Origin of the sequence: Kitasatospora sp. NPDC098652 (assembly GCF_044760155.1) — a bacterium.
Classification (GTDB): domain Bacteria; phylum Actinomycetota; class Actinomycetes; order Streptomycetales; family Streptomycetaceae; genus Kitasatospora.
Window position 1 is genome coordinate 149,504 of record NZ_JBIWAQ010000015.1, and the last position, 22,372, is coordinate 171,875.

21 protein-coding genes are annotated in these 22,372 nt (G+C 74.1%); 13 read left to right on the forward strand and 8 right to left on the reverse strand.

Going from position 1 to position 22,372, the window contains the following annotated elements:
* Positions 1-111 precede the first annotated feature (111 nt).
* Positions 112-348: a hypothetical protein gene (locus tag ACIQWA_RS28320; protein ID WP_360237893.1), complete on the reverse strand. Its 237-nt coding sequence runs from the start codon at positions 346-348 to the stop codon at positions 112-114.
* A gap of 416 nt (positions 349-764) precedes the next feature.
* Between ACIQWA_RS28320 and ACIQWA_RS28325 the strand changes: the two genes are divergently transcribed.
* The 10 genes from ACIQWA_RS28325 (at position 765) to ACIQWA_RS28370 (ending at position 11,810) form a co-directional block, all read left to right on the forward strand.
* The gene (locus ACIQWA_RS28325; protein WP_402487320.1) at positions 765-1,706 is read left to right on the forward strand and encodes a LuxR C-terminal-related transcriptional regulator; all 942 of its coding nucleotides are present in this window, start codon (positions 765-767) and stop codon (positions 1,704-1,706) included.
* Between the two features lie 175 nt (positions 1,707-1,881).
* Positions 1,882-2,025 carry a hypothetical protein gene (locus ACIQWA_RS28330; RefSeq protein WP_402487322.1) on the forward strand — a complete coding sequence of 48 codons (144 nt, stop codon included), beginning with the start codon at positions 1,882-1,884 and terminating at the stop codon, positions 2,023-2,025.
* Positions 2,026-2,361: 336 nt separating this feature from the next.
* Positions 2,362-4,125, forward strand: coding sequence for an LCP family protein (locus tag ACIQWA_RS28335; RefSeq protein ID WP_402487323.1), 1,764 nt, complete (start codon positions 2,362-2,364; stop codon positions 4,123-4,125).
* Between the two features lie 114 nt (positions 4,126-4,239).
* Positions 4,240-4,689, forward strand: coding sequence for an SRPBCC domain-containing protein (locus ACIQWA_RS28340; RefSeq protein ID WP_360237901.1), 450 nt, complete (start codon positions 4,240-4,242; stop codon positions 4,687-4,689).
* A 206-nt stretch (positions 4,690-4,895) separates the two neighbouring features.
* Positions 4,896-5,696 (forward strand): VOC family protein, encoded by an 801-nt coding sequence (locus ACIQWA_RS28345; protein ID WP_402487326.1) that lies wholly within the window; start codon positions 4,896-4,898, stop codon positions 5,694-5,696.
* 101 nt (positions 5,697-5,797) lie between these two features.
* Entirely contained in the window at positions 5,798-6,556 is a 759-nt protein-coding gene (locus tag ACIQWA_RS28350; RefSeq protein ID WP_360237905.1) for a beta-phosphoglucomutase family hydrolase, read from the forward strand.
* Entirely contained in the window at positions 6,553-8,958 is a 2,406-nt protein-coding gene (locus ACIQWA_RS28355) for a glycoside hydrolase family 65 protein (protein WP_402487328.1), read from the forward strand. The genes ACIQWA_RS28350 and ACIQWA_RS28355 overlap by 4 nt, the downstream gene beginning before the upstream one ends.
* A 127-nt stretch (positions 8,959-9,085) precedes the next feature.
* A complete protein-coding gene (locus tag ACIQWA_RS28360; protein ID WP_402487330.1) occupies positions 9,086-10,819 on the forward strand; it encodes a pyruvate dehydrogenase in 1,734 nt (577 codons plus the stop codon).
* Positions 10,820-10,899: 80 nt separating this feature from the next.
* Positions 10,900-11,544, forward strand: coding sequence for a helix-turn-helix domain-containing protein (locus ACIQWA_RS28365; RefSeq protein ID WP_402487332.1), 645 nt, complete (start codon positions 10,900-10,902; stop codon positions 11,542-11,544).
* A 32-nt stretch (positions 11,545-11,576) separates the two neighbouring features.
* The gene (locus tag ACIQWA_RS28370) at positions 11,577-11,810 is read left to right on the forward strand and encodes a DUF6126 family protein (RefSeq protein WP_402487334.1); all 234 of its coding nucleotides are present in this window, start codon (positions 11,577-11,579) and stop codon (positions 11,808-11,810) included.
* On the opposite strand, the gene ACIQWA_RS28375 is transcribed toward ACIQWA_RS28370, so the two are convergent.
* A complete protein-coding gene (locus tag ACIQWA_RS28375) occupies positions 11,811-13,271 on the reverse strand; it encodes a PLP-dependent aminotransferase family protein (RefSeq protein WP_402487336.1) in 1,461 nt (486 codons plus the stop codon).
* A 173-nt stretch (positions 13,272-13,444) separates the two neighbouring features.
* Between ACIQWA_RS28375 and ACIQWA_RS28380 the strand changes: the two genes are divergently transcribed.
* Positions 13,445-14,341, forward strand: coding sequence for a sigma-70 family RNA polymerase sigma factor (locus tag ACIQWA_RS28380; protein ID WP_402487338.1), 897 nt, complete (start codon positions 13,445-13,447; stop codon positions 14,339-14,341).
* 109 nt (positions 14,342-14,450) lie between these two features.
* Here the strand turns inward: ACIQWA_RS28380 and ACIQWA_RS28385 are convergent, their stop codons facing one another.
* From ACIQWA_RS28385 to ACIQWA_RS28400, 4 genes are all read right to left on the reverse strand, one after another.
* Positions 14,451-15,209, reverse strand: a complete 759-nt coding sequence (locus ACIQWA_RS28385; protein ID WP_360237919.1) for a glucose 1-dehydrogenase — start codon at positions 15,207-15,209, stop codon at positions 14,451-14,453.
* Between the two features lie 143 nt (positions 15,210-15,352).
* A complete protein-coding gene (locus ACIQWA_RS28390) occupies positions 15,353-16,270 on the reverse strand; it encodes an undecaprenyl-diphosphate phosphatase (RefSeq protein WP_402487340.1) in 918 nt (305 codons plus the stop codon).
* Between the two features lie 120 nt (positions 16,271-16,390).
* Positions 16,391-16,567 (reverse strand): hypothetical protein, encoded by a 177-nt coding sequence (locus ACIQWA_RS28395; RefSeq protein ID WP_360237923.1) that lies wholly within the window; start codon positions 16,565-16,567, stop codon positions 16,391-16,393.
* Between the two features lie 241 nt (positions 16,568-16,808).
* Complete coding sequence (locus tag ACIQWA_RS28400) at positions 16,809-17,588, reverse strand: NRDE family protein (protein ID WP_402487342.1); 780 nt, start codon at positions 17,586-17,588, stop codon at positions 16,809-16,811.
* 175 nt (positions 17,589-17,763) lie between these two features.
* Here ACIQWA_RS28400 and ACIQWA_RS28405 point away from each other — a divergent pair, with 175 nt between their 5' ends.
* Together ACIQWA_RS28405 and ACIQWA_RS28410 are read left to right on the forward strand one after the other, a co-directional pair.
* Complete coding sequence (locus ACIQWA_RS28405; RefSeq protein ID WP_402487344.1) at positions 17,764-18,300, forward strand: carboxymuconolactone decarboxylase family protein; 537 nt, start codon at positions 17,764-17,766, stop codon at positions 18,298-18,300.
* 11 nt (positions 18,301-18,311) lie between these two features.
* Entirely contained in the window at positions 18,312-19,121 is an 810-nt protein-coding gene (locus ACIQWA_RS28410) for an isocitrate lyase/phosphoenolpyruvate mutase family protein (RefSeq protein WP_402487346.1), read from the forward strand.
* A 193-nt stretch (positions 19,122-19,314) separates the two neighbouring features.
* Here the strand turns inward: ACIQWA_RS28410 and ACIQWA_RS28415 are convergent, their stop codons facing one another.
* Positions 19,315-19,572 carry a hypothetical protein gene (locus ACIQWA_RS28415; RefSeq protein ID WP_360237929.1) on the reverse strand — a complete coding sequence of 86 codons (258 nt, stop codon included), beginning with the start codon at positions 19,570-19,572 and terminating at the stop codon, positions 19,315-19,317.
* 154 nt (positions 19,573-19,726) lie between these two features.
* The gene (locus ACIQWA_RS28420) at positions 19,727-20,974 is read right to left on the reverse strand and encodes a cytochrome P450 (protein ID WP_402487348.1); all 1,248 of its coding nucleotides are present in this window, start codon (positions 20,972-20,974) and stop codon (positions 19,727-19,729) included.
* Positions 20,975-22,372 lie beyond the last annotated feature (1,398 nt).

Consider the following 22,372-nt stretch of genomic DNA (forward strand, 5'->3'; position numbering starts at 1 on the left):
TGCGGCGGTCCGGAGTTCCGCCGACGGGCCTTCCCCGCCGCCCGGCCGTACTGCCCGTCGGCCGGTCGTGGCGGGGGTGGCGTCAGCCGTCGTGGCCTGCGGAAGCGGCCGTCAGTTCCAGTGCCAGTCGGCCGGGGTCGCGGCACCGTGCAGCATCTCCAGCTGGGACGCGCGGAGGTGGGTGGTCAGGCCGTTCGTGAACTGCTGCACCGAGGCGGTGGCCGGGCCGACGGCCGGGGCGGAGCCCGGCGTGGCGTACGCGGCGCCGGTCAGCACGCCACTCGCGAAGGCGGCGGCGACGGCGGCGACGGCGGCGGTACAGGCGAGCTTGCGGTACGAAAGCAGCATGAGGGTCCCCCAGGACAAAGTGCGATTCGGAAGCGGGTGCCGGCCAATTCACCGACCTGATCGGTCGGCCGTCGGTGATGACGGTCCGTAATCATCGGCGGGCCCGGCCGGGGAGCTCGCGGCTCCCCGACAACCGAAAGTCTGGAGGATGTCGAGGGCTGCCGGAAGGTGTTCGGGGCGGCAGGAAGATCGCGGTGGCACCTTGGTGCCATTACCTTCTCATTACCTTTATCCCGGCCGGTCGATCCGGGGGCCCGAAAGAAACGCTTCCGCAGTTGTCCCTGACCTGTCCGTCCTGGCATGATCGGGCAGCGGACTTGTCCGGCCAAGTGCCGGAAATCGGTAACCGGCTGCGGGGGAGTGGTGCGCCGATGACGCGGGGGATCGACGATGCCGCGCAAGCGGTCTATCGATTGATGCTGACGGATCCTCAACTGGATGTCGAGGGGTTGGCCGGCAAGCTCGGCCTCACCGGGGCGCAGGTCCGCGCCGCCCTCGACCAGCTCGCCGACCTGCGCCTGCTCCGCCCCTCCGAGGTCGAGGCCCCGGGCACGCCCTCCGGCGCCCTGCGGCCGGTCGACCCGAGGGTCGGACTCCCGGCCCTGCTGCGGTACTACGAATCCGTGCAGCAGCGCGCCCAGCTGGAGTTCGAGCGGCGCCAGGCCGAGATCTCCGGCATGCTCGCCCAGTTCCGCGACGAGTCGGCCGAGGACAGCCAGCTGGAGCGACTGCTCGGCATGGCCACCGTGCAGGCCCGGATGGAGGAACTGGTCAGCTCCGTCCGCGACGAACTGCTCACCTTCGCCCCCGGCCGCGCCCGGCCCGCCGCCTCCCTCCAGGCCAGCCGCCCCGACAACGAGGAGCTGCTCGCCCGCGGGGTGTCGATGCGCACCGTCTACCTGGACGCGGTGCGCAAGGACCGGGCCACCGTCCAGCACGCCGAGTGGCTCACCGGCCTCGGCTGCGAGGTGCGCACCGTGCCCGCGCTGCCGCTGCGGATGCTGGTCATCGACCGGCAGGTCGCCCTCGTCCCGATCGACCCCGCCAACACCCTCAAGGGCGCCGTCCAGATCTCGTCACCCGGCGTGCTCGCCGCCCTGGTCTCGCTCTTCGACCAGACCTGGTCCGACGCCACCCCCTTCGGCACCCCGACCGAGCGCGACGAGGAGGGCCTCACCCGCCAGGAGCAGGAACTGCTGCGCCTGCTCGGCCAGGGCTACACCGACGAGGCGGCCGGCAAGCACCTCGGTGTCTCGCTGCGCACCACCCGCCGGATGATGGCCGACCTGATGGACCGCCTCGGCGCCCGCAGCCGCTTCGAGGCCGGCCTGCTCGCCGGCCGGCGCGGCTGGCTCTGAGCCCGCCGCGTCCCGACCGCGCCACCCGCCTGCGGCCCAAGTCCGGGCATTCGACGTCAAACCGCCTGCGCTGCCGCCGGTTTGACGTCGAATCGTTTTGGCCTGATCCACCGACCGGATCGCCGCCCGTTACGGCGTCACCGCCACCGAGTCCGCCTCGGCCGGCCCGGACAAGGTGGTCGTCACCCTCGGTACCGGGTTCACCGGCGTCGCCTCCGACCGCCCCACCGGTGCCCCGACCGACCCCGGCACCAACGTGGCCCAGCAGGGCCCGATGGTCGACGCCCAGGCCGACGGCGGCATTCCCTGCGTGTTCTGACCCGGCTCCCGGCCCCCTTCCGGCCCCCTTCCGGCCCCCTTCCGGCCCCCTTCCGACCGCCTTCCGGCGTCCGTTCCGCCCCCTCCCGGGCCGGCGCCGCGGTCCGCCGGAATCAGCCCTTTTCAGATGGTCTGTGACGGGATCGTCCCGTGGCCGCCGGGGTGGGTGGTGCACCGGGGGTCGGTGATCACCTTCGATCTCCATATGATCGGAAGCCACGATGGTCGGTCTGTACTGACCTTCGTACGTACAACCAGGGAGCGGTTCGGGTCGTCTCCCTGGGTGCGGTGCGCCAGATCGTCCGGGGCGTCGCTTCCGTCGGTGAAAGGTACGCGCATGGCAGGTCGCAGGGGCGAGAGCCCGGCTCGGGGCGAGGACGCGCCCGGGGCACTCCCGGCGGACGGTGCGGCGGGCGGCGTGCCCGGACCGCGCTCCGGCGGCCGGGCCGAGGCCCGCCGCGCCGCCCAGGGCAAGGGCGGCGGCCGGGCGGACAGCGGCTCCGCCGGCTCCGGCACCCCCGGCGGCGGCACCGGCGGACGGGCGGCGGCGCGGCGCGGCGCCAAGCCCAAGAAGAACGTGAAGAAGATCGTCGCCTGGTCCGCGGCCGGCGTGCTGGTGCTGATCGCGGGCGCCGGTGGCGCGATCTACTACAAGCTGAACGCCAACATCAAGTCCTTCGACGCCGACGCGATAGCCACCGACCGCCCGCCCGAGGCCAAGGCCGACGCGGACGGCAACAAGCCGGTGAACGTGCTGCTGATCGGCTCCGACAGCCGCGGCAAGAACAACGCCGACCTCGGCGGCGGCGAGGACGGCGGCGCCCGCTCGGACACCACGATCCTGCTGCACGTCTACGCCGACCACAAACACGCCGTGGGCATCTCGATCCCGCGCAACACGATCGTGCCGATCCCGTCCTGCAAGCTCCCCAACGGCAAGTGGACCAAGGGCGGCAACGATCTGTTCAACGCCGCCTTCTCGGTCGGCGGCAGCGACGACGGCAACCCGGCCTGCACCCAGAACACGGTGGAGAAGGTCACCGGCATCCGGGTCGACCACACCATCGTGGTCGACTTCAACGGCTTCTCCGCGATGACCAAGGCCGTCAACGGCGTGGACGTCTGCCTGCCGAAGCCGATCTACGAGGGGGACATCAACCCCAACCTGCACAAGAAGGGCAACCTCGTCCTCCCGCAGGGCAAGCAGACCGTCCAGGGGCAGCAGGCGCTCGACTACGTCCGCCTGCGGCACGGCATCGGCGACGGCTCCGACATCGGCCGGATGAAGCGCCAGCAGGCCTTCATGAGCTCGCTCGCCACCAAGATGAAGAAGGACGGGCTCAGCCCCACCAACCTGCTGCCGCTGGCCGACGCGGCCACCAAGTCGCTGACCGTCGACCCGGGGCTGGACTCCGCGGACAAGCTGCTCTCCTTCGGCCTGTCGTTGAAGAACATCGACATGCACGACCTCAAGTTCGTGACGGCGCCCTGGCGCTACCGCACCCAGGACGCCAACATCGACCTGGTCCAGCCGGACGCCAACAAGCTCTGGGAGACCCTCAAGGCCGACCAGACCATCGACGGCCAGAACGCCACCGGCCAGCAGCCGGACGCCGCCGCCAGCCCGAGCGCCGCCCCCCAGCCGACCACCCCCAGCACGCCCGCCGCGGCGGCCGCGGACGCCTCCAACGCCTCGGTCAAGGTCGCGGTCTACAACGGCACGCTGGTCAACGGCCTGGCCGGCAAGGCGACCGACCTGCTCAAGGGCGCCAAGTACACGGCCAGCACCGCGGGCCAGGCGGCGAACACCAAGTACCGGACGACCACCATCGAGTACAGCTCCAGCCAGAAGGCGAACGCCGAGAAGCTCGCCGCGCTGTTCCCGGGCGCCAGCCTGGAGCCCGGCAGCTCGCGCGGCATCTCGTTGATCGTCGGCCAGGACTTCGCCGCGGCCAACGGCATGGGGGCCGGCGCGTCCAGCGCGCCCGCCACCGCCGGTGCCCAGACGCCCGCGCAGCCGCTGCCCACCACCGTCACCAACGACGCCCGCTCGGCGGACGACGACATCTGCGCCAACACCACCTACGGCAGCGGCGGCTGATCCCGCCCGCCGGACGACCGACCGCACGACCCCCGGAGCGCGTGGCTCCGGGGGTCGTGCCATGGTGGCGGTAGCGGGGGACCCACCGGCCACGGCACCGAAAGGGCGGACCCCATGCCCGAGATCGCCATGCAGTTCGACATCGCCGCGTCCCGGGACGCCGTCCTCGCCGCGCTCAACACCCACGACGGCCTGACCGGCTGGTGGACCACCGGGGTGGACCGCGAGGGCGAGGTGCTGCTGCTCGACTTCCCCGGGGTCCCCGAGCCGTTCCGGCTGCGCCGCGAGCGGGCCGACCGGGACCGGGTGCTGTGGGCCAATGCCGGGGCCTTCCCGCCGCACTGGGCCGGCACCTGGATCAGCTGGGAGCTCTCCGACCAGCCCGACGCCCCCGGCCGCACCCGGCTGCTGTTCCGGCACGGCGGCTGGCAGCCGGGCAGCGAGGAGGGCGTCCCGATGGTGGCGGGTACCTGGGCCGAACTGCTGGTCCGGCTCAAGGACTACGCGCAGAGCGGCAAGGCGCAACCGCTCTTCGTCACCGCCCTGCGCCACGACGAGGAGTGACCGCCCGGCCACGGCCCGGGCACCGGGCGCCCACCACCCCGCCACCGCCCCGCCACCGGTCGCCCACCAGGGCGCCGTCCGGTGGCGGGAAGCCGGTGCCGGCCCGAGGGTGGGCGGTGTACCGCCGTCGTACCGCCGTTGTACGGGCCGTCCGCCCGCCCGCCCGACGACCCAGCCGCCCACCACCGCCTCCGGGAGGCCCCGCGATGCCCCCAGTGACCGATCCGTACCAGCCGGGCACCCCGTGCTGGATCGACCTGATGGCGAGCGACCAGCAGGCCGCGCTCGACTTCTACCGCGACCTGTTCGGCTGGCAGGGCGAGCTCGGCCCGGCCGAGTTCGGCGGTTACTCCGTGTGTACCCTCAACGACCGCCCGGTCGCCGGGATCATGCAGCAGTCCGCGCCCGAGGGCGAGCCGCTGCCGCCGGTCGGCTGGACCACCTACCTGGCCTCGGACGACGTCGAGGCGGCCGGCGCCGCCATCACCGGCGCCGGCGGCACGATGGTCTACTCCCCGATGGACGTCGGCACGATGGGCCGGATGCTGGTCGCCGCCGACCCGGTCGGCGCGAGGTTCGGGGTCTGGCAGGCGATGGACTTCATCGGCGCGGGCGTCGTCAACGAGCCCGGCGCGCTGCTCTGGAACGAGCTGAACACCGCCGACACCGAGGCGGCCGGCCGCTTCTACCGGTCGGCCCTCGGACTGCGCCCGGCCACCGTCCAGGGCATGGACGGCTACTACTCGCTGAACGTCGGCGACCGCACGGTGGGCGGCATGCAGGCGATCCCCGGGTACCTGGAGCCCAGCACCCCCTCGCACTGGATGACGTACTTCTCGGTGGACGACACCGACTCCACGGTGGATGCCCTGGTCAAGGCCGGCGGTTCGGTGCTCCAGCCGCCGTTCGACATGCAGTCCGGCCGGATGGCCGTGGTCAGGGACCCGCAGGGCGCGCTGTTCGTCGTCGTCCAGCTGCCCGAGGCGCAGCTGCCGGACTCGCCGTAACCGCCGCCCCCGGACGCGGCGGGCGACCGGATGCCGCCCTTCCGGCGACGCGCCGCCGGGAATGGGCGGCATCCCCCGCGTTCCCGGGGCAGACTGCACCCATGCTGGGGCTACCGGACGACATCCGCGCTTTCCTCTTCGACCTCGACGGGGTGCTCACCCGGACCGCAACCGTGCACGCCGCGGCCTGGAAGGACACCTTCGACGCCTTCCTGCGCGCCGAAGCCGCCCGCACCGGCGGGCCGTTCGTCCCCTTCGACGCCGTCACCGACTACGACACCTACGTGGACGGCCGCCCGCGCCTGGACGGCACCCGGGCCTTCCTACGGAGCCGGGGCATCGACCTGCCCGAGGGCACCGAGGACGACCCGCCGAACACCCGCACCCTGCAGGGCGTCAGCCGGGCCAAGAACGACACCGTGCTGCGGCTGATCCGCGAGCAGGGCGTCGCCCCGTACGAGGGCTCGGTCGCGTACGTGCACCGGCTGCGCGAGCTGGGACTGCCCCGCGCGGTGGTCTCCTCCAGCGCCAACTGCCGGGACGTGCTGCGCTCGGCGGGCATCCTGGACCTGTTCGACGTGATCGTGGACGGCGTGGTCGCCAAGCAGCGGGCCCTGCCCGGCAAGCCCGCCCCGGACACCTACCTGTACGCGGCCCGCGAGCTGGGCGTCGAGCCCGCGCACGCCGCCGTCTTCGAGGACGCGCTGGCCGGAGTCGCCTCCGGCCGGGCCGGCGGCTTCGGCGCGGTGGTCGGCGTCAACCGCACCGGGCAGGCCGCCGAACTGCGCCGCGACGGCGCCACCGTGGTCGTCGACGACCTCGCCGAACTGCTGTCGGAGGACGAAGGGGAGCAGGCATGAGCCCGGCGGACAACTTCACCATCGATCCCTGGCAGATCACCGAACACGGCCTGGAACCGGCCTCCTTGGCCCGCGCCGAGTCCGTCTTCGCACTCTCCAACGGCCACATCGGCCTGCGCGCCAACCTGGACGAGGGCGAGCCGCACGGCCTGCCCGGCACCTACCTCAACGGTGTCTTCGAACTGCGCCCGCTGCCCTACGGCGAGGGCGGCTACGGCTACCCGGAGTCCAGCCAGAGCGTCATCAACATCACCAACGGCAAGATCATCCGGCTGCTGGTGGACGACGAGCCCTTCGACCTGCGCTACGGCGAACTGGTCAGCCACACCCGCTGGTTGGACTTCCGCGAGGGCGTGCTGCACCGGGAGTGCGAGTGGACCTCCCCGGCCGGGCGGACCATCCGGGTGCGCTCCTCCCGGCTGGTCTCGCTGACCCAACGGGCCATCGCCGCCGTGGAGTACACCGTCGAGGCGGTGGACGGGCCGGTGCGGATCGTGCTCCAGTCCGAACTGGTCGCCAACGAGCAGCTGCCCGGCGGTCCCGAGGGCGACCCGCGGGCCTCCGCCGTGCTGGAGGCGCCGCTGCAGGCCGAGGCGCACCACGCGAGCGGTACCAAGGCCGTGCTGGTGCACCGCACCCGGTTCAGCGGCATCCGGGTCGCCGCCGGGATGGACCACGTCATCGAGGGCCCGGAGCGGCTGGACACCGTCGCCGAGGCCGAGGCCGACCACTGCCGGATCAGCGTCACCACCGTGCTGGCGCCCGGACAGCGGCTGCGGCTGGTCAAGTTCATGTCCTACGGCTGGTCCGGCACCCGCTCGCTGCCCGCCGTCCGGGACCAGGTCGAGGCCGCGCTGAACGCCGCCCGGTACACCGGCTGGGACGGCCTGGTCGCCGAACAGGCCGACTACCTCAGGGAGTTCTGGGAGACCAGCGACGTCGAGATCGAGGGCGACGTCGAACTCCAGCAGGCCGTCCGGTTCGCCGTCTTCCACGTCCTCCAGGCCGGTGCCCGCAGCGAGGAACGCGCCATCCCCGCCAAGGGGTTGACCGGCCCGGGCTACGACGGGCACAGCTTCTGGGACACCGAGACCTTCGTCCTGCCGGTGCTCACCTACTGCCTGCCCGGCGCCGTCAACCAGGCGCTGCGCTGGCGGCACACCACGCTCCCGCTGGCCCGCGAACGCGCCGCCCAACTCGGCCTGGCCGGTGCGGTGTTCCCCTGGCGGACGATCCGCGGCGAGGAGTGCTCCGGGTACTGGCCGGCCGGCACCGCGGCCTTCCACATCGGCGCCGACATCGCCGCCGCCGTCGCCCGGTACGTCCGGGCCACCGGGGACGCGGAGTTCGAGCGCGAGTACGGCCTCGAACTCCTGGTGGAGACCGCCCGGATGTGGCGCTCGCTCGGCCACCACGACAGCGCCGGCCGGTTCCGGATCGAGGGCGTCACCGGCCCCGACGAGTACAGCGCCGTCGCCGACAACAACGTCTACACCAACCTGATGGCGCAGACGAACCTGCGCGCCGCCGCCGAGGCCGCCGTCCGCCACCCGCGCGAGGCCGACGCGCTCGGCGTGGACACCGAGGAGACCGCCGCCTGGCGCGACGCCGCCGCCGCGATGTACGTCCCGTACGACGCGGACCTCGGCGTCCACCCCCAGGCCGACGGCTTCACCCACCACCAGGTCTGGGACTTCGAGGGCACCCCGCCGGAGAAGTACCCGCTGCTGCTGCACTACCCGTACTTCGACCTGTACCGCAAGCAGGTGGTCAAGCAGGCCGACCTGGTGCTCGCCATGCAGACCCGCGGCGACGCCTTCACCGACGAGCAGAAGGCCCGCAACTTCGCCTACTACGAGCGGCTCACCGTCCGGGACTCCTCGCTCTCCGCCTGTACCCAGGCCGTGATCGCCGCCGAGGTCGGGCAGCTCGACCTCGCCTACGACTACACCGCCGAAGCCGCCCTGATGGACCTCCACGACCTCGGCGGCAACACCCGCGACGGCCTGCACATGGCCTCGCTCGCCGGGGCCTGCATCGCCCTGGTGGCCGGCTTCGGCGGGCTGCGCGACCACGGCGAGACGCTGGACTTCCGGCCCCGGCTGCCCTCCGGGCTGATGCGGCTGAGCTTCTCGCTGCTGGTCCGCGGCCACCTGCTCGGCGTCCGGATCACCCACGAGGGCACCACCTACACCCTGCGCCGCGGCGAGGTGATCCACCTGCGGCACGACGGCGAGACGGTCCAGGTCAAGGCCGGCTCCCCGGTCACCGTGCCCACCACCGTCCCGCCCGCCCAGGAGCGCTGCGTCCAGCCGCCGGGCCGCGAGCCGGCCCGCCGCCAGCCCCAGGCGGGCCTGGTGACCGGCAAGCTCGGCCAGCAGGACCACCTGGCGGCGGAGTAGCCGCGCCGCTCGCTCGCCTGTTCGGGCCCGCTCCGGATGCGGGGCGGGCCCCCACCCCGGAGGGTGGGCACGTCCGGTGACAACCGGCGCCCGGCCGACGCCCGGCGCCCGGCGAAGGGGTGCGCCCGTGGCGACCGTGGCCGAACAGATGGTGGAGGTGCTCCGGCAGGCCGGGGTGGAGCGGGTCTACGGCGTGGTCGGGGACAGCCTCAACCCGGTGGTCGACGCGATCCGCCGGGCGGACGGCATCGGCTGGGTGCACGTGCGCAACGAGGAGGCCGGCGCTTTCGCGGCCGCCGCCGAGGCCGAGCTCAGCGGCCGGCTCGCGGTCTGCGCCGGCTCCTGCGGCCCCGGCAACACCCACCTCGTCCAGGGCCTGTACGACGCCCAGCGCAGCGGCCTGCCGGTGCTCGCGCTGGCCTCGCACATCCCCTCCGAGCAGATCGGCACCGGCTTCTTCCAGGAGACCCACCCCGAGCGGGTGTTCACCGACTGCAGCAACTGGTGCGAGATGCTCTCCACCCCCGCCCAGCTGCCCCGGCTGCTGCGGGTCGGCATCCAGCACGCGCTGGGTTCGCACGGCGTCTCGGTGCTCGCCTTCCCCGGGGACGTCGCCGCGCTGCCCGCCGCCGGGCCGACCGGCAGCAGCCACTTCCTCACCGAGCAGGCGGTGGCCGCGCCGCCCTGGTCCCAGGTGCAGGAGCTGGCCCGGCTGCTGAACGAGGCCCGCCGGGTCGCCCTGTTCTGCGGTGCCGGGGTGCGCGGGGCGCACGCCGAGGTGATGGCGGTCGCGGAGGCCCTGCACGCGCCGGTCGGGCACTCACTGCGCGGCAAGGAGTGGATCCAGTACGACAACCCGTACGACGTCGGGATGAGCGGCCTGCTCGGCTACGGAGCCTGCCACGAGGCGCTGCACTCCGCCGACCTGCTGCTGCTGCTCGGCACCGACTTCCCGTACGACTCCTTCCTGCCGCAGGCGCACACCGTCCAGGTCGACCACAACGCGACCAGGCTGGGCCGGCGCACCGCCCTGGAGCTGGCCGTGCACGGGGACGTCGCGGCCACCCTGCGGGCCGTCCTGCCGCTGCTGGAGGCGAAGTCGGACCGCTCCTTCCTGGACGGCCTGCTGCGCAAGCACTGCAAGTCGCTGGAGGACGTGATCGGCGCCTACACCCGGGACATCGAGAAGCACCTGCCGATCCACCCGGAGTACGTCGCCTCGGTGCTGGACGACGTCGCCGCCGAGGACGCGGTGTTCACCGTGGACACCGGCATGAACAACGTCTGGGCCGCCCGCTACCTCCAGCCGAACGGCAGCCGCCGGGTGATCGGCTCCTTCCTGCACGGCTCGATGGCGAACGCCCTCCCGCACGCGATCGGCGCCCAACTCGCCTGCCCCGGGCGGCAGGTGATCGCGATGGCGGGCGACGGCGGGATCGGCATGCTGCTCGGCGAACTGCTCACGGTGGCCAAGCACCGGCTGCCGGTGAAGACGGTGGTCTTCAACAACGGCGCGCTCGGCATGATCAAGCTGGAGATGCTGGTCTCCGGCTACCCGGAGTACGAGATCGACAACGGGGACGTGGACTACGCGGGCATCGCCCGGGCGATGGGCATCCCGGCCAAGCGGGTCACCGAGCCGGCCAGGGTCCGGGAGGTGCTGGCGGAGGCGCTGGAGCGGCCCGGGCCGGCCCTGGTGGACGTGGTCACCGACCCCAACGCGCTGTCCATCCCGCCGCGGATCACCGCCGCCCAGGTCAAGGGCTTCGCGCTGGCGGCCGGGCGGACGGTGCTGTCCGGCGGGGTCGGGCGGATGGTCGACCTGGCGCGCAGCAACCTGCGGAACATCCCTCGGCCGTGAACCTCTCGTGCCAGCGGTAGCGGTTTGCCCCTGAGGCAAATTTCTTGCCGCTGCGGCAGGGCGGGTGTCCACTGGTTCACATGACCAGCAGCACCACCGGTGCCACCGGCACTCCCGCCGACGACGGCCGGATCGACGACCAGGAGGTCGCCGGCCTCGCCGCCCGCCTCCGCGAGCACCGGCTCAGCAGTCGGCTCACCCTGGAGGTCGCCGCGGGCCGGATCGGCCTCTCCCCAGCCTATCTGTCCCGGCTGGAGACCGGTCGCCGCCAGCCCTCGCTGCCCGTCCTGCTCGGCCTGGCCCGCGCCTACGGCACCTCGGTCTCCGGGCTGCTCGGCGAGGCCCTGGTCGAACCGGACCCGGTGGTCCGCGGCGGCGCCATCGAGCCCGGCCGGGCCGGCGGCTGGGGCTACCGCCGGGCCGGCGCCCCCGGCCGCGCCATGCAGGCCCTGCGGGTGCACGTCCCGCCGGGCGTCCAGGACACGGTGGTCCGGGTCCACCCCGGCGAGGAGTGGCTGTACGTCCTGCGCGGGGAGCTGCGGGTCACCCTCGGCGACCGCGTCCACCACCTCGCTCCCGGCGACTCCGCCCACTACGACTCGCTGACCCCGCACTGCATCGCCGCCGAATCCGGCACCGGCGTCGAACTGCTCTTCGTCCACACCCTGCTGCAGAGCCCCGGCGGCGAACTCTGCCTCGGCGGCGGCCCCGCCGCGAGCCACTGACCCGCCGTCGGACCACCTCGGAGGAGATCACCATGGCCGATCCCACCACCACTGCCAACAGCGCCACTGCCGGCAGCACCACTGCCGACAACGCCATTGCCACCAGCACCGCGGCCCCCGACACCGCCGCCGGCCCGAAGACCGTGGACGCCGGCAAGTGGGCGAACAAGCGGGTCTACCACCGCCTGGTGATCTACACCGTGGGCTGCCACCTCTTCGCCGGGTTCATCATCCTGCTGTTCGAACTGGGCACCCGCAACAGGTAGTCAGGCGTCGCGGAGCACCCGGCAGAGGGCCTCCAGGGCCGCCGGGAAGGCGTGCTCCGGCGGGGACGCGTAACCGATCACCAGCGCGGGCCCGGCCTTCTCCTCCGCCCCCTCCGCCCCCGGCGCCCCCGGCGCCCCCGGCGTCGTCGGGTCGGCGCGGTGCGATGCGAGGCCGCTGAGGGCCAGCCCGGCGGCCTGGGCGCGGGCCAGCAGTTCCGCCTCCGGCGTTGCACCGGGCGGGAGTTGCAGGACGGCGTGCAGTCCGGCCGCGATGCCGGTGACCTCGACCCGCGGGGCGTGCTCGGCGAGCGCGGCGACCAGCCGGTCCCGTCGGCGCCGGTAGTGCAGTCGGCAGCGCCGCACGTGCCGGTCGTACGTCCCCGAGGTGATCAACTCGGCCAGGGTCAGCTGGTCCAGCACCGGGGACATCATGTCCGCCAGCGCCTTCAACCGGGCGACCGGTTCCACCAGCGCGTCCGGCAGTGCCAGCCAGGCCAGCCGCAGGCCCGGGGCCAGGCTCTTGGCGGCGGTGCCCGCGTACACCACCCGTTCCGGGTCGAGCGCCTGCATCGCGCCGAGCGGCTGCCGGTCGTAGCGGAACTCGCCGTCGTAGTCGTCCTCGATCACGTACCGGTCCTGCTCGCGCGCCCACCGCACCGCGGCCGCCCGCCGGTCGGCGGACAGCGGCGCGCCGGTCGGGTACTGGTGGGCCGGGGTGAGCAGGACGGCGGCGGGGCCGGCGTCCAGCCGGTCGACCAGGGCGCCCTCGCAGTCCAGCGGCAGCGGGACGGTCGCCAGCCCGGCGGCCCGCACCACGGCGTGCTGCGGCGGCAGCCCGTACGCCTCCACCCCGAGCGACCGGGCCCCGCGCTCCTTCAACGCCGCGCACAGCAGGCCCAGGCCCTGCTGGAAGCCGCCGCAGACGAGCAGGTGGTCCGGGTCGGTGCGGACCCCGCGGACCCGGGCCAGGTAGCCGGTCAGCGCCTCGCGCAGTTCGATCCGGCCCAGCGGGCTGCCGTAGCCGAACGCGTCGTGCGGCGCGGTGGCGAGGGCCCGGCGGGCGGCTGCCAGCCAGGCGGTGCGGGGGAACAGCGAGAGGTCGGGCCGCCCGGACATCAGGTCGTGCCGGACGCTCCGCGGCCGCCCCCCGGCCGGTGCGGACCGCGCGCCCCGCACCGGTACGGCCCGCCGCGCCACGGTGGTCCCCGACCCCTGCCGCGAGCTGAGCCACCCCTCGGCGGCGAGCTGCCCGTACGCCTCGACCACCGTGTTGCGGGCGATCCCGAGGTCCTCCCCGAGCGCCCGCGAGGACGGCAGGCGCGTTCCGGGCGCCAGCCGCCCGTCCTGCACCGCCTCGCGCAGCGCGTCCTCCAGCGCCGCCCGCAGGCCGGCGCCGGCAGCGCGTCGCTCGGTGAGGTCCAGGTGCAGATCGCCGCCGAAGGAGGTCCAGGAGCCGTTCACGGGCCCCATTCTGACCTGTCGCGGTGGGTGCCGATGTGCTCGAAGCGGTGGCCGCCCTCCTTCGGGTTCGGCAGAATCGGGTGGGGTCGTCGGGGTTGGTGGGACCAGTGGGATGGTCGGGACGGTCGGTGCCCGTCAGCGATCCGACGGATTCCGAGGCGAGGATGTGACAGATGGGCGAGGAAGACTCCGAAGCGGAGCTGCTGGCCGCGCGGTTCGAGGCGGAGCGCCCCCAACTGCGCTCCGTGGCCTACCGGATGCTGGGGTCGGTCGCCGAGGCGGAGGACGCCGTCCAGGAGGCGTGGCTCAAGCTGAGCCGCAGTGACGCGGGCGAGCTGCGCAACCTCGGGGCCTGGCTGACCACGGTGGTCGGCCGGATCTGCCTGGACCAGCTGCGTTCCCGGGTCTCCCGGCGGGAGGATCCGCTGCCCGAGCAGGAGGGGCGGGTGCGGCTCCCGGACCCGGTGGTGACCGGGTCGGCGGCGCTGGACCCGGTGCACGGGATCCTGGTCGCGGACTCGGTGGGGATCGCGCTGATGGTGGTGCTGGAGACGCTCTCCCCGGCGGAGCGGTTGGCCTTCGTGCTGCACGACATGTTCGACGTGCCCTTCGACGGGATCGCCGAGGTGCTCGGCCGGACCGCCGCCTCGACCCGCCAACTGGCCAGCCGGGCCCGCCGCCGGGTGCAGGGCGCCACCCCGGCCGGCGACACCGACGAAGGGCTCAAGCGCGCGGTGGTGGAGGCCTTCCTGGCCGCCGCCCGGGGCGGCGACTTCGACGCCCTGCTGGCGGTGCTGGACCCGGAGGTGGTGGCCCGGTCCGACGGCGGCACGCTGGTGCCGAGCGCGCTGCGCCGGGGCGCGGCCGAGGTCGCCGCCCAGGCGATCGCCTTCGCCCGGTTCGCCGCCGACGGACACCTGGTGCTGGTCAACGGCTCGCCCGGAGTGGTGTCCTTCGCCGAGGGCCGTCCGCTGTCGGTCATGTCCTTCACGATCCACCGCGGCCGGATCACCGGACTGGACATCCTCACCGACCCGGCCCGGCTGGGCGCCCTGGGGCTCGGCGCCTGAGTCGCGTCCGGCAACTCCCCCGGGCCGTACGGCAGTTCGCCGGACGGCCCGGGGGGCATCGGGTACGGCCGTCGGTCGGCCCAGGCTGCTGGTCGGCCCAGGCCGTCGGTCAGCCCAGGCCGCCGGTCGCGCGGAGGTTCTGCCCGGTGATCCAGCGGGCGTCCGGCCCGGCCAGGAAGGCGACCACGTCGGCGATGTCCTCGGGCTGTCCGAGCCGGCGCAGCGGGGTCATCCCCGCGACTCGGTCGAGCGCCTCGGGCGGGTTGGTGGCGCGCAGCAGGTCGGTGTCGGTGGCGCCGGGGGAGACGGTGTTGACGGTGATGCCGCGCGGGCCGAGTTCGGCCGCGGCGACGGCGGTGAGCTGCTCGACGGCGCCCTTGCTGGCGGCGTACGCGGCGATGCCGGGGACGGGGCGGGCGGTGTTCACGCTGGAGATGTTGACGATCCGTCCGCCGTCGCGCATCCGGCGGGCCGCGTAGCGGACGGTGGCGAACACGGCGCGGGTGTTGACGGCCAGCACGGCGTCGAAGGCCGTGTCGTCGAGGTCCGCCAGCGGGGTGGGGGTGAAGGAGCGCGCGGCGTTGTTCACCAGGATGTCCAGCCCGCCGAGCCGCTCCTCGGCCGCGGCCATCAGCCGCTCGGCGGCGCCCGGCTCGCCGAGGTCGGCAGGTACGGCCCAGGCGCGTCCGCCGCCCGCCGCGACCGCGTCGACCACCGCCTCGGCGGCCGCCCGGTCGGTGGCGTAGCCGAGGACGACGTCCGCGCCCTCGCGCGCCAGCCGCTCGACGATCGCCCGTCCGATGCCCCGCGAGCCGCCGGTGACGACCGCCGCCCTGCCCTCGGCCACCCCGCGCACCTGTCCTGCCACCGTTCCTCCACCGTGAAGTCGCCTGTCCTGCCGGTGACATGGTCGCCGAGGCGACCGTTCGGCGCGCGGGATTTCCTGCGGGACGGTCGGGACGGGCGGGACAGGACAGGCGGGACGGGCGGGTGCCGGAGCTGCGTGGGGCCTCAGACCGAGAGGTAGACCGCGCTGCCGAGGCCGGCCAGGAAGCAGTACACCGCGAACGGGGTCAGGCTGCGGGTCTCGAAGTACTTGGTGAGGAAGCGCACCGAGATGTAGCCGGCCACGAAGGCGGAGACGCTGCCGGCCGCGACCGGGCCGAGCACGGAGGAGTTCTCCGGCTTGAACAGCTCGGGCACCTTCAGCGCCGAGGCGGCCAGGATGACCGGGGTGGCGAGCAGGAAGGAGAACCGGGCGGCGTCCTCGTGGTGCAGTCCGCGCAGGATGCCGGCGCTCATGGTGACGCCGGAGCGGCTGATGCCGGGGAACAGCGCGAGGATCTGGGCGGCGCCGATCCAGGCGCCCTGGCCGTAACCGAGCCTGGTCAGCCGGATGTCGGAGGCGATCGCCGGGTCGAGGCCGGGCTCGTCGACGGGGGCGGCGAACCCGGCCCGGCGGCGGCCGCTGCCACCGCGCTTGAGCCGTTCGGCGCCGAGCAGCACCAGGCCGTTGAGGGCGAGGAAGACGGCGGCGGGCAGCGGCTTGCCGAGGGCGTGCCGCAGGGCCTTCTCCAGGACGAGTCCGGCCACGCCGACCGGGATGGTGGAGATGATGAGCAGCCAGGTGAGCTTCTCGTCCCGGGTCTGCACCCGGCGGTACCGGATCGAACTGACCAGGCCGCTGACCACCCGGACCCAGTCCCGCCGGAAGAACACCACCAGGGCGAGCGCGGTGGCGAGGTGCAGGGCGACCAGCGCGGCGAGGTAGGGGGAGCCGTCGGCGGTCATGTCGAGGTCCTGCTGGATCTTCCCGCCGAGCACGGCCGGGAGCAGGATGCTGTGGCCCAGGCTGGAGACCGGGAAGAGTTCCGTCACACCCTGCAGCAGGCCGACGCCTATCGCTTCCGGGTAGGTCAGGGTGGACATCGCGCACCTTCGCTCGGGGTCTGCGGCCGCCCGATCCCGGTGGCCACCGCGAAGCTACTACGGGCATGTAGACGCCTGGCAGGCCCGCTCCCAGAAGTTCATCGAGCGTATGTCCGGGCGTCACCGGGGCCCGTCCCACCCGAACAGCGCGCCGACCACGGTGCCCAGCAGACTGCCGAACGGCACGCTCCGGTGCACGGCGGCGCCGAGCAGCAGACCGGCGGTCGCGGCGAGCGGGACGCCCAGCAGCGGCAGGGCGACGGCCAGCAGGGCGGACAGGCGGGGCGGGCGGCCCATCGGGCGCCTCCTTCTGGGGCGAGGGGTCGACGGAGCCCTACGATGCAGCCTCCCGCAGCGTCAGCTTCAAGTCCTTTTCAGGGACTTGGCGCGGACGATCGTCCGACTCGGACGTCGGTCTGACACGGACGTCGGTCTGACACGGACGTTGGTCTGACACGGACGTCCGTATCGGCCAGGCGTCCGGACGATCGGACGGTCGATCAAGACGTACGTCCGACCAAGACGCACGTCCGTCCCGTCAGACCTCCACCCGCCGCCACCCCGACCCGTCGGCGGGCACCGGGGCGGTGGCGAAGTCGTAGCGCAGCAGGTCCGGCCCGAGCGCCAGCAGGGAGATCGAGGAGGAGCCCCAGATCCGCCCGTCGCCGAAGTCCCGGCGCTGGATCAGTGCGGCGTCCTCGTCCGGCGCCAGCCCGTCGCCGGTGATGACCGGCAGCCAGCCGCCCCAGGCCCGTTCGGTCGGGCTGTCGGCGGTGGGGTTGGGCCGGGGTTCGGCGCGGAACCGGGCCCGGAAGTGGTCGGCGCGGGCGGCCATCAGCGAGCGGATCCGCTCGGAGGCGGTGCGGTTGGCGGCCATCCCCTCCAGCCCGTCGTTGAGCACCACGCTGAGCCTGGTGGGCAGTTCGTGCTCGGCGAGCCGGCCGCCGCCCCAACTGGTGACCCGGGCGCCGTCGGGGCGGACCTGGACGAGGTGGAAGGGGTCGTACGGGGTGAGGTCGAGGTGGCCGATCCCGCCCTCGCGGACCGCGGTGAGCGGGAGTTCGCCGCGGCTGAGCCGGCTGTCGGCGGGGGCGAGCGGGCCGAAGCCGTTCAGCAGGCAGGCGGCGGTGCGCCGGGTCGGGTCGACGGCCAGCCAGGTGCCGCCGGCCGCGAGGTCCAGTCCGCCGAGCAGTTCGGGCCGCTGCGGCCAGTGGTGGTCCGGCGGCAGCCAGGCGCGGCCGAGGTACTCGTCCCGGACGGAGAGCAGCAGCACCGGTACCGCTGCCTCCGGCTCGATGCTGATGAACGCCGTGCACACGGTCCCGTTCCCCCTGGTCCGATCCGCCGGTCCGATCCGCTGGTCCGATCCGCTCCGAAGATGCGAAGATCCACCAGCGATCCTCGCACGCCCGTTCGCGTGCCGGAAGTGGCCCAAGGATCCGGGCGGCAAATGCACCAGTGGCGCGGGCCAGTCGGCCCCTAGGCTGGCGACCGTGACGACGAACGAGACCGAGACGCACCAGACCGAGACGCACCAGACCGAGCCGCACCAGACCGAGACGCACCAGACCGACTCCGCCGTGCCCGCCCCCGAGCTGCGCCTGCAGCTGGGGCGGCTCGCCCCCGAGTTCTACCAGGCCATGATCGCCGTGGACCGGGCCTCCCGGCAGGGCCTGGACCCGGTCCTCGCCGAGCTGGTCAAGGTGCACGCCTCGATGATCAACGGCTGCGCCTTCTGCATCGACATGCACGCCACCGACGCCCGCAAGAACGGCGAGCAGGACCACCGCCTGGTCTCCCTCCCCGCCTGGCGCGAGACCCCCTGGTTCACCGCCCGTGAGCGCGCCGCCCTCGCCCTCACCGAGTCGGTCACCCTGCTCACCCAGGGGCACGTGCCGGACGCCGTGTACGCCGAGGCCGCCGCGCACTTCGAGCAGGCCGAACTGGCCCAGCTGATCGCGCTGATCGCCACCATCAACGCCTGGAACCGGATCGGCGTGTCCACCCGCATGAGCCCGGCCGCGAAGTGAGCGGGGCCGCCATGACCACCCAGCAGGAGAAGGCCCGGCTGCTCCGGCAGCTGCACCGCCCGGGCGAGCCGCTGGTGCTGGCCAACGTGTGGGACGCGGCGAGCGCCCGGCTGGTGGCCGGCGCCGGGGCGCGGGCGCTGGCGACGGCCAGCGCCAGCGTGTCCTGGTCGCTCGGCAGCCCGGACGGCGGCGGCGCCGACCGCGAGCAGGTGCTGGCGCGTACCGCCGAGGTGGTCCGCTCGGTCGACCTGCCGGTCACCGCGGACCTGGAGAGCGGCTACGCGGACACCGCGGCCGGGGTCGGCGCGACCGTCACCGCGCTGCTCGCCACCGGCGCGGTCGGGGTGAACCTGGAGGACGCGGACCACACCCCGGAGCAGGCCGCGGAACGGGTCGCGGCGGCCCGTGCGGCGGCCGACGCGGCCGGCGTCCCGCTGTTCCTGAACGCCCGGACCGACGTCTTCCTGCACGGCCTGGGCGAGCCTGAGGGCCGGCTGGACGAGGCGGTCCGCCGGCTGCGGGCGTACGTCGAGGCGGGCGCGGACGGCGTGTTCGTCCCCGGTGTCGCCGACCCGGAGACCATCGCCGCCCTGGTCGCGGCCGTCCCGGCCCCGCTGAACGTGCTGGCGGCGCCGGGCGCACCCACGGTCGCCGAGCTGGCGAAGCTGGGCGTGGCCCGGATCAGCCTGGGCCCGGGCCTGGCCAAGGTGGCCTACGCGGCGGTGCGCCGGGCGGCCGAAGAGGTGTACGCGAGTGGCACGTACGCCTCCCTGGACGGCGGGCTGACCTACCCGGAGCTCAACGGCCTGTTCACGGGCTGAGCCCCGGCCCGGGCGTGGGACGGGAGCAGGCGACAGGCAGGAGCGGGCGGCGGACCGCACGGGGGTCGGTCGGCCGCCCGCTCCACGGTGCGCCCGGGCGGCCCCGGAGCGGCGGGTCGCCCGGGGGCGCCGGACGGGTCAGGGGGCGCCGGACGGGTCAGGGGCGACGGACGGGTCAGGGGCGCCGGACGGGTCAGCCGATCTGCCCGCTGATCCCCGGGTGGGACATCTGGTTGGTGCCGATGGCCTCCACCTCGTCGGCCGTGTGCCCGACCACCGGGAGCTTGCCCGCGGTCTGCAGGGCGAGGTCGGCGGGGGAGAGGTTGAGACCGTCGGTGAGGCCGCCGGTGGCGTCCGGCGAACTGGCGACCTGGCTGGTGGCGGAGGCCGCCGGGGCGGCGAGGGCGAGGCCCGCCATGGTGAGGGCGGCGAGGGTGGCGAGTTTCTTCATGCCCTGCCGAACGACCGGGCCGCCCTCAGGTAACCGGCTGGCGGCCACCGTCACCCCCGCCGCCGGGTCCGCCCCCGGATCGCGCACCCGTCCTGCGGGTCACACTCCCGCCCCTCGGGCCGTCACCCTGCTGCCGCTCCCGCCCCTCGGGCCGTCACCCTGCTGCCGCTCCCGCCCCTGCGGCCGTCACCCGCAGCGTCCGCACGCTGTTGCTCACGAACGAGCCGATCGGCTCCGGCCGTTCGCCCTCCGCCAGGGCCAGCGCCGGGAACCGCGCGAACAGGTGCCGCAGCGCCGTCTCCGCCTCCAGCCGGGCCAGCCCCGAGCCGAGGCAGAAGTGCGGGCCGTGCCCGAGCGAGAGGTGCCGGGCGGGCTGCCGGGTGAGGTCGAAGCGGTCGGCGTCCGGGTAGTGCCCGGCGTCGCGCCCGGCCGCGGCGTACGAGGCGAGCAGGGCCTCGCCGCGGCGGATCACCACGTCGCCGACCTCGATGTCCTCGCTCGCGTAGCGCAGCGGGAACTGGCCGACCGGTGAGTCGTACCGCAGCGTCTCCTCCACCACCGCGGACCACGGCTGCGCGCCGTCCAGCACCAGTCGCAGCTGGTCGGGGTGGGCGAGCAGGGCCCGGACCGCGTTGGTGATCAGGTTGAGCGTGGTCTCGTGCCCGGCCACCAGCATCAGCAGCAGGGTGCCGACCAGTTCGGCCTCGCTGAGCCCGTCCCCGGCCTCGCGGACGGCGATCAGGTCGGTGGTGAGGTCGTCCCCGGGCCGGGCCCGCTTGGCGGCGACCACCGAGGCCAGCAGCGCGTTGAGGTCCCGCTGGGCGGCGAGCGCCGCCTCGGGGGTGGCCGAGCTGGAGACCAGGGTGTCGGAGAGGTGGTGCAGTTCGTCCTGCTGCTCCGCCGCGAGACCGAGGAGTTCGCCGATCACCTGCATCGGCAGCGGGTAGGCGAAGTGCTCGCGCAGGTCGAACTCGCCCTCCAGTTCGGCGACCCGGTCGAGCAGTGCGACGGTCCGGGCCTCGATCGCGGGGGCCAAGGCGGCTGTTCGGCGCGGGGTGAAGGCCTGGCTGACCAGTCCGCGCAGCCGCTTGTGGTCCTCGCCGTCGGCGGTGATCATGCCGGGCACCGCGACGAAGTTGAGCAGCGGCCAGCCGTAGGGCAGCCGGCCCTCCCGGAAGAGGGTCCACAGCTGGGGGTTCTTGCCGACCCGGGGGTCGGCGAGCAGCGCCTGGAGGGTGTCGTGGTGGGTTACCGCCCAGACCACCACCCCGCCAGGGAGCTCCACCAGGACGGCCGGGCCGGCTGCCCGGAGCCGGGCGTTCTCGCCGTGCTGGTCGCGTCCGTAGGGGTCGAGCCGGACGGGCTCGGGGCGGGAGCCGCGGGGGTCGTCGGCGGTGTCCATGCGGGCCTCTCGGGGGCGGGCGGGCGGGGCGGGGTGAAGGCGCTGTAGAGCACCGGAAGGGCGACCAGGGCCCGCGACCACGGGGACGGACGCCAGGACAACTCGCCCGGCGGTACGGCCAGTTGGAGGTCCGGAAGGCGGTGCAGCAGGGTCTCGATCGCGGTCTCGACGATGATCCGGGCCGGGTGCTGGGCCGGGCAGACGTGCCGGCCCGCGCCCCAGGCGAGGTGGGCCCGGTTGCCGCCGAGCGAGCCCTGGGCGGCGGAGGAGGCGCCCTGGGCGGCCGGGTCGGCGTTGGCCGCGGCCAGGCCGAGCACCAGCATGTCGCCCTTGCTGATGTACTGGCCGCCGAGGACGGTGTCGCCGGTGGCCCAGCGGCCGGGGAAGTTCTGGGTCGGCGGGTCGCGCCAGAGCACCTCCTCCAGCGCGTCGGAGACGGTCAGCCGCCCGCCGGTCAGGGTGGCCCGGAAGCGGCGGTCGGTGAGCAGCAGCCGCAGCGTGTTGCCGATCCAGTTGATGCAGGTCTCGTTGCCCGCGACCATCAGCACCACCAGGTGGTGCACCGCCTCCTCGTCGGTCAGCGCGGCCGGGTGGGCGAGCAGCCAGGAGGTGAGGTCGGCGCTCGGGGCGGTGCGGCGCTGCCGGACCAGTTCGGTCAGGGTGTTCTGGAACTCCCCGGCGGCGCGCACCGATTCGGGCCCGCTGTCGACGAAGTGGCTGATCAGCTCGATCATCCGGGGCCCGCTGCCGGTGGGCAGGCCGACCAGCTGGGTGGAGACCAGCAGCGGCAGGGCGCGGGCGTACTGGCCGATCAGGTCGGCGGTGCCGTCCGGGCCCCAGCTGTCGATCAGCCCGTCGGCGGCGGCCTCGGTGGTCTCGCGCAGCTGCCGGTGGTCGATCTGGGCCAGGGTGTCCGAGACGGCGGCGCGCAGCCGCTGGTGCTCGGCGCCGTCCAGGTTGAGCAGGGTGGGCCGCCAGGCGGTCATCGGCTGCAGCCGGGAGTCGGCGGCCAGCCGGCCCTCGGCGGGCACCCGCCACTGCCGCGAGTCCTTGGAGAACAGCGCCTCGTTGCGGGTGAGTTCGAGCAGTTCGGCGTAGCCGAGGACGAGCCAGGCCTCCACCCCGGGCTCCAGCTCGATCGGCGCGACCGGGCCGTGGCGCTCGCGCAGCCGGGCGTACAGACCGTGCGGGTCGTCGGCGACGGCCTGCCCGTGCAGCGGGGTGAGCGGGACGCCGACCGGCAGCCCGGCACCGGGCGGCGCGCCGTACGGGGCTCCGGTCCCGTACCCACCGGCGACGCCGTACGCGCCACCGGCACCGTACGGGCCACCGACGCCGTACGGGCCGCCGGTGCCCTGCGGCCCGCCGGCGCCGTGCGGCCCGCCGGTGCCGTGCGCG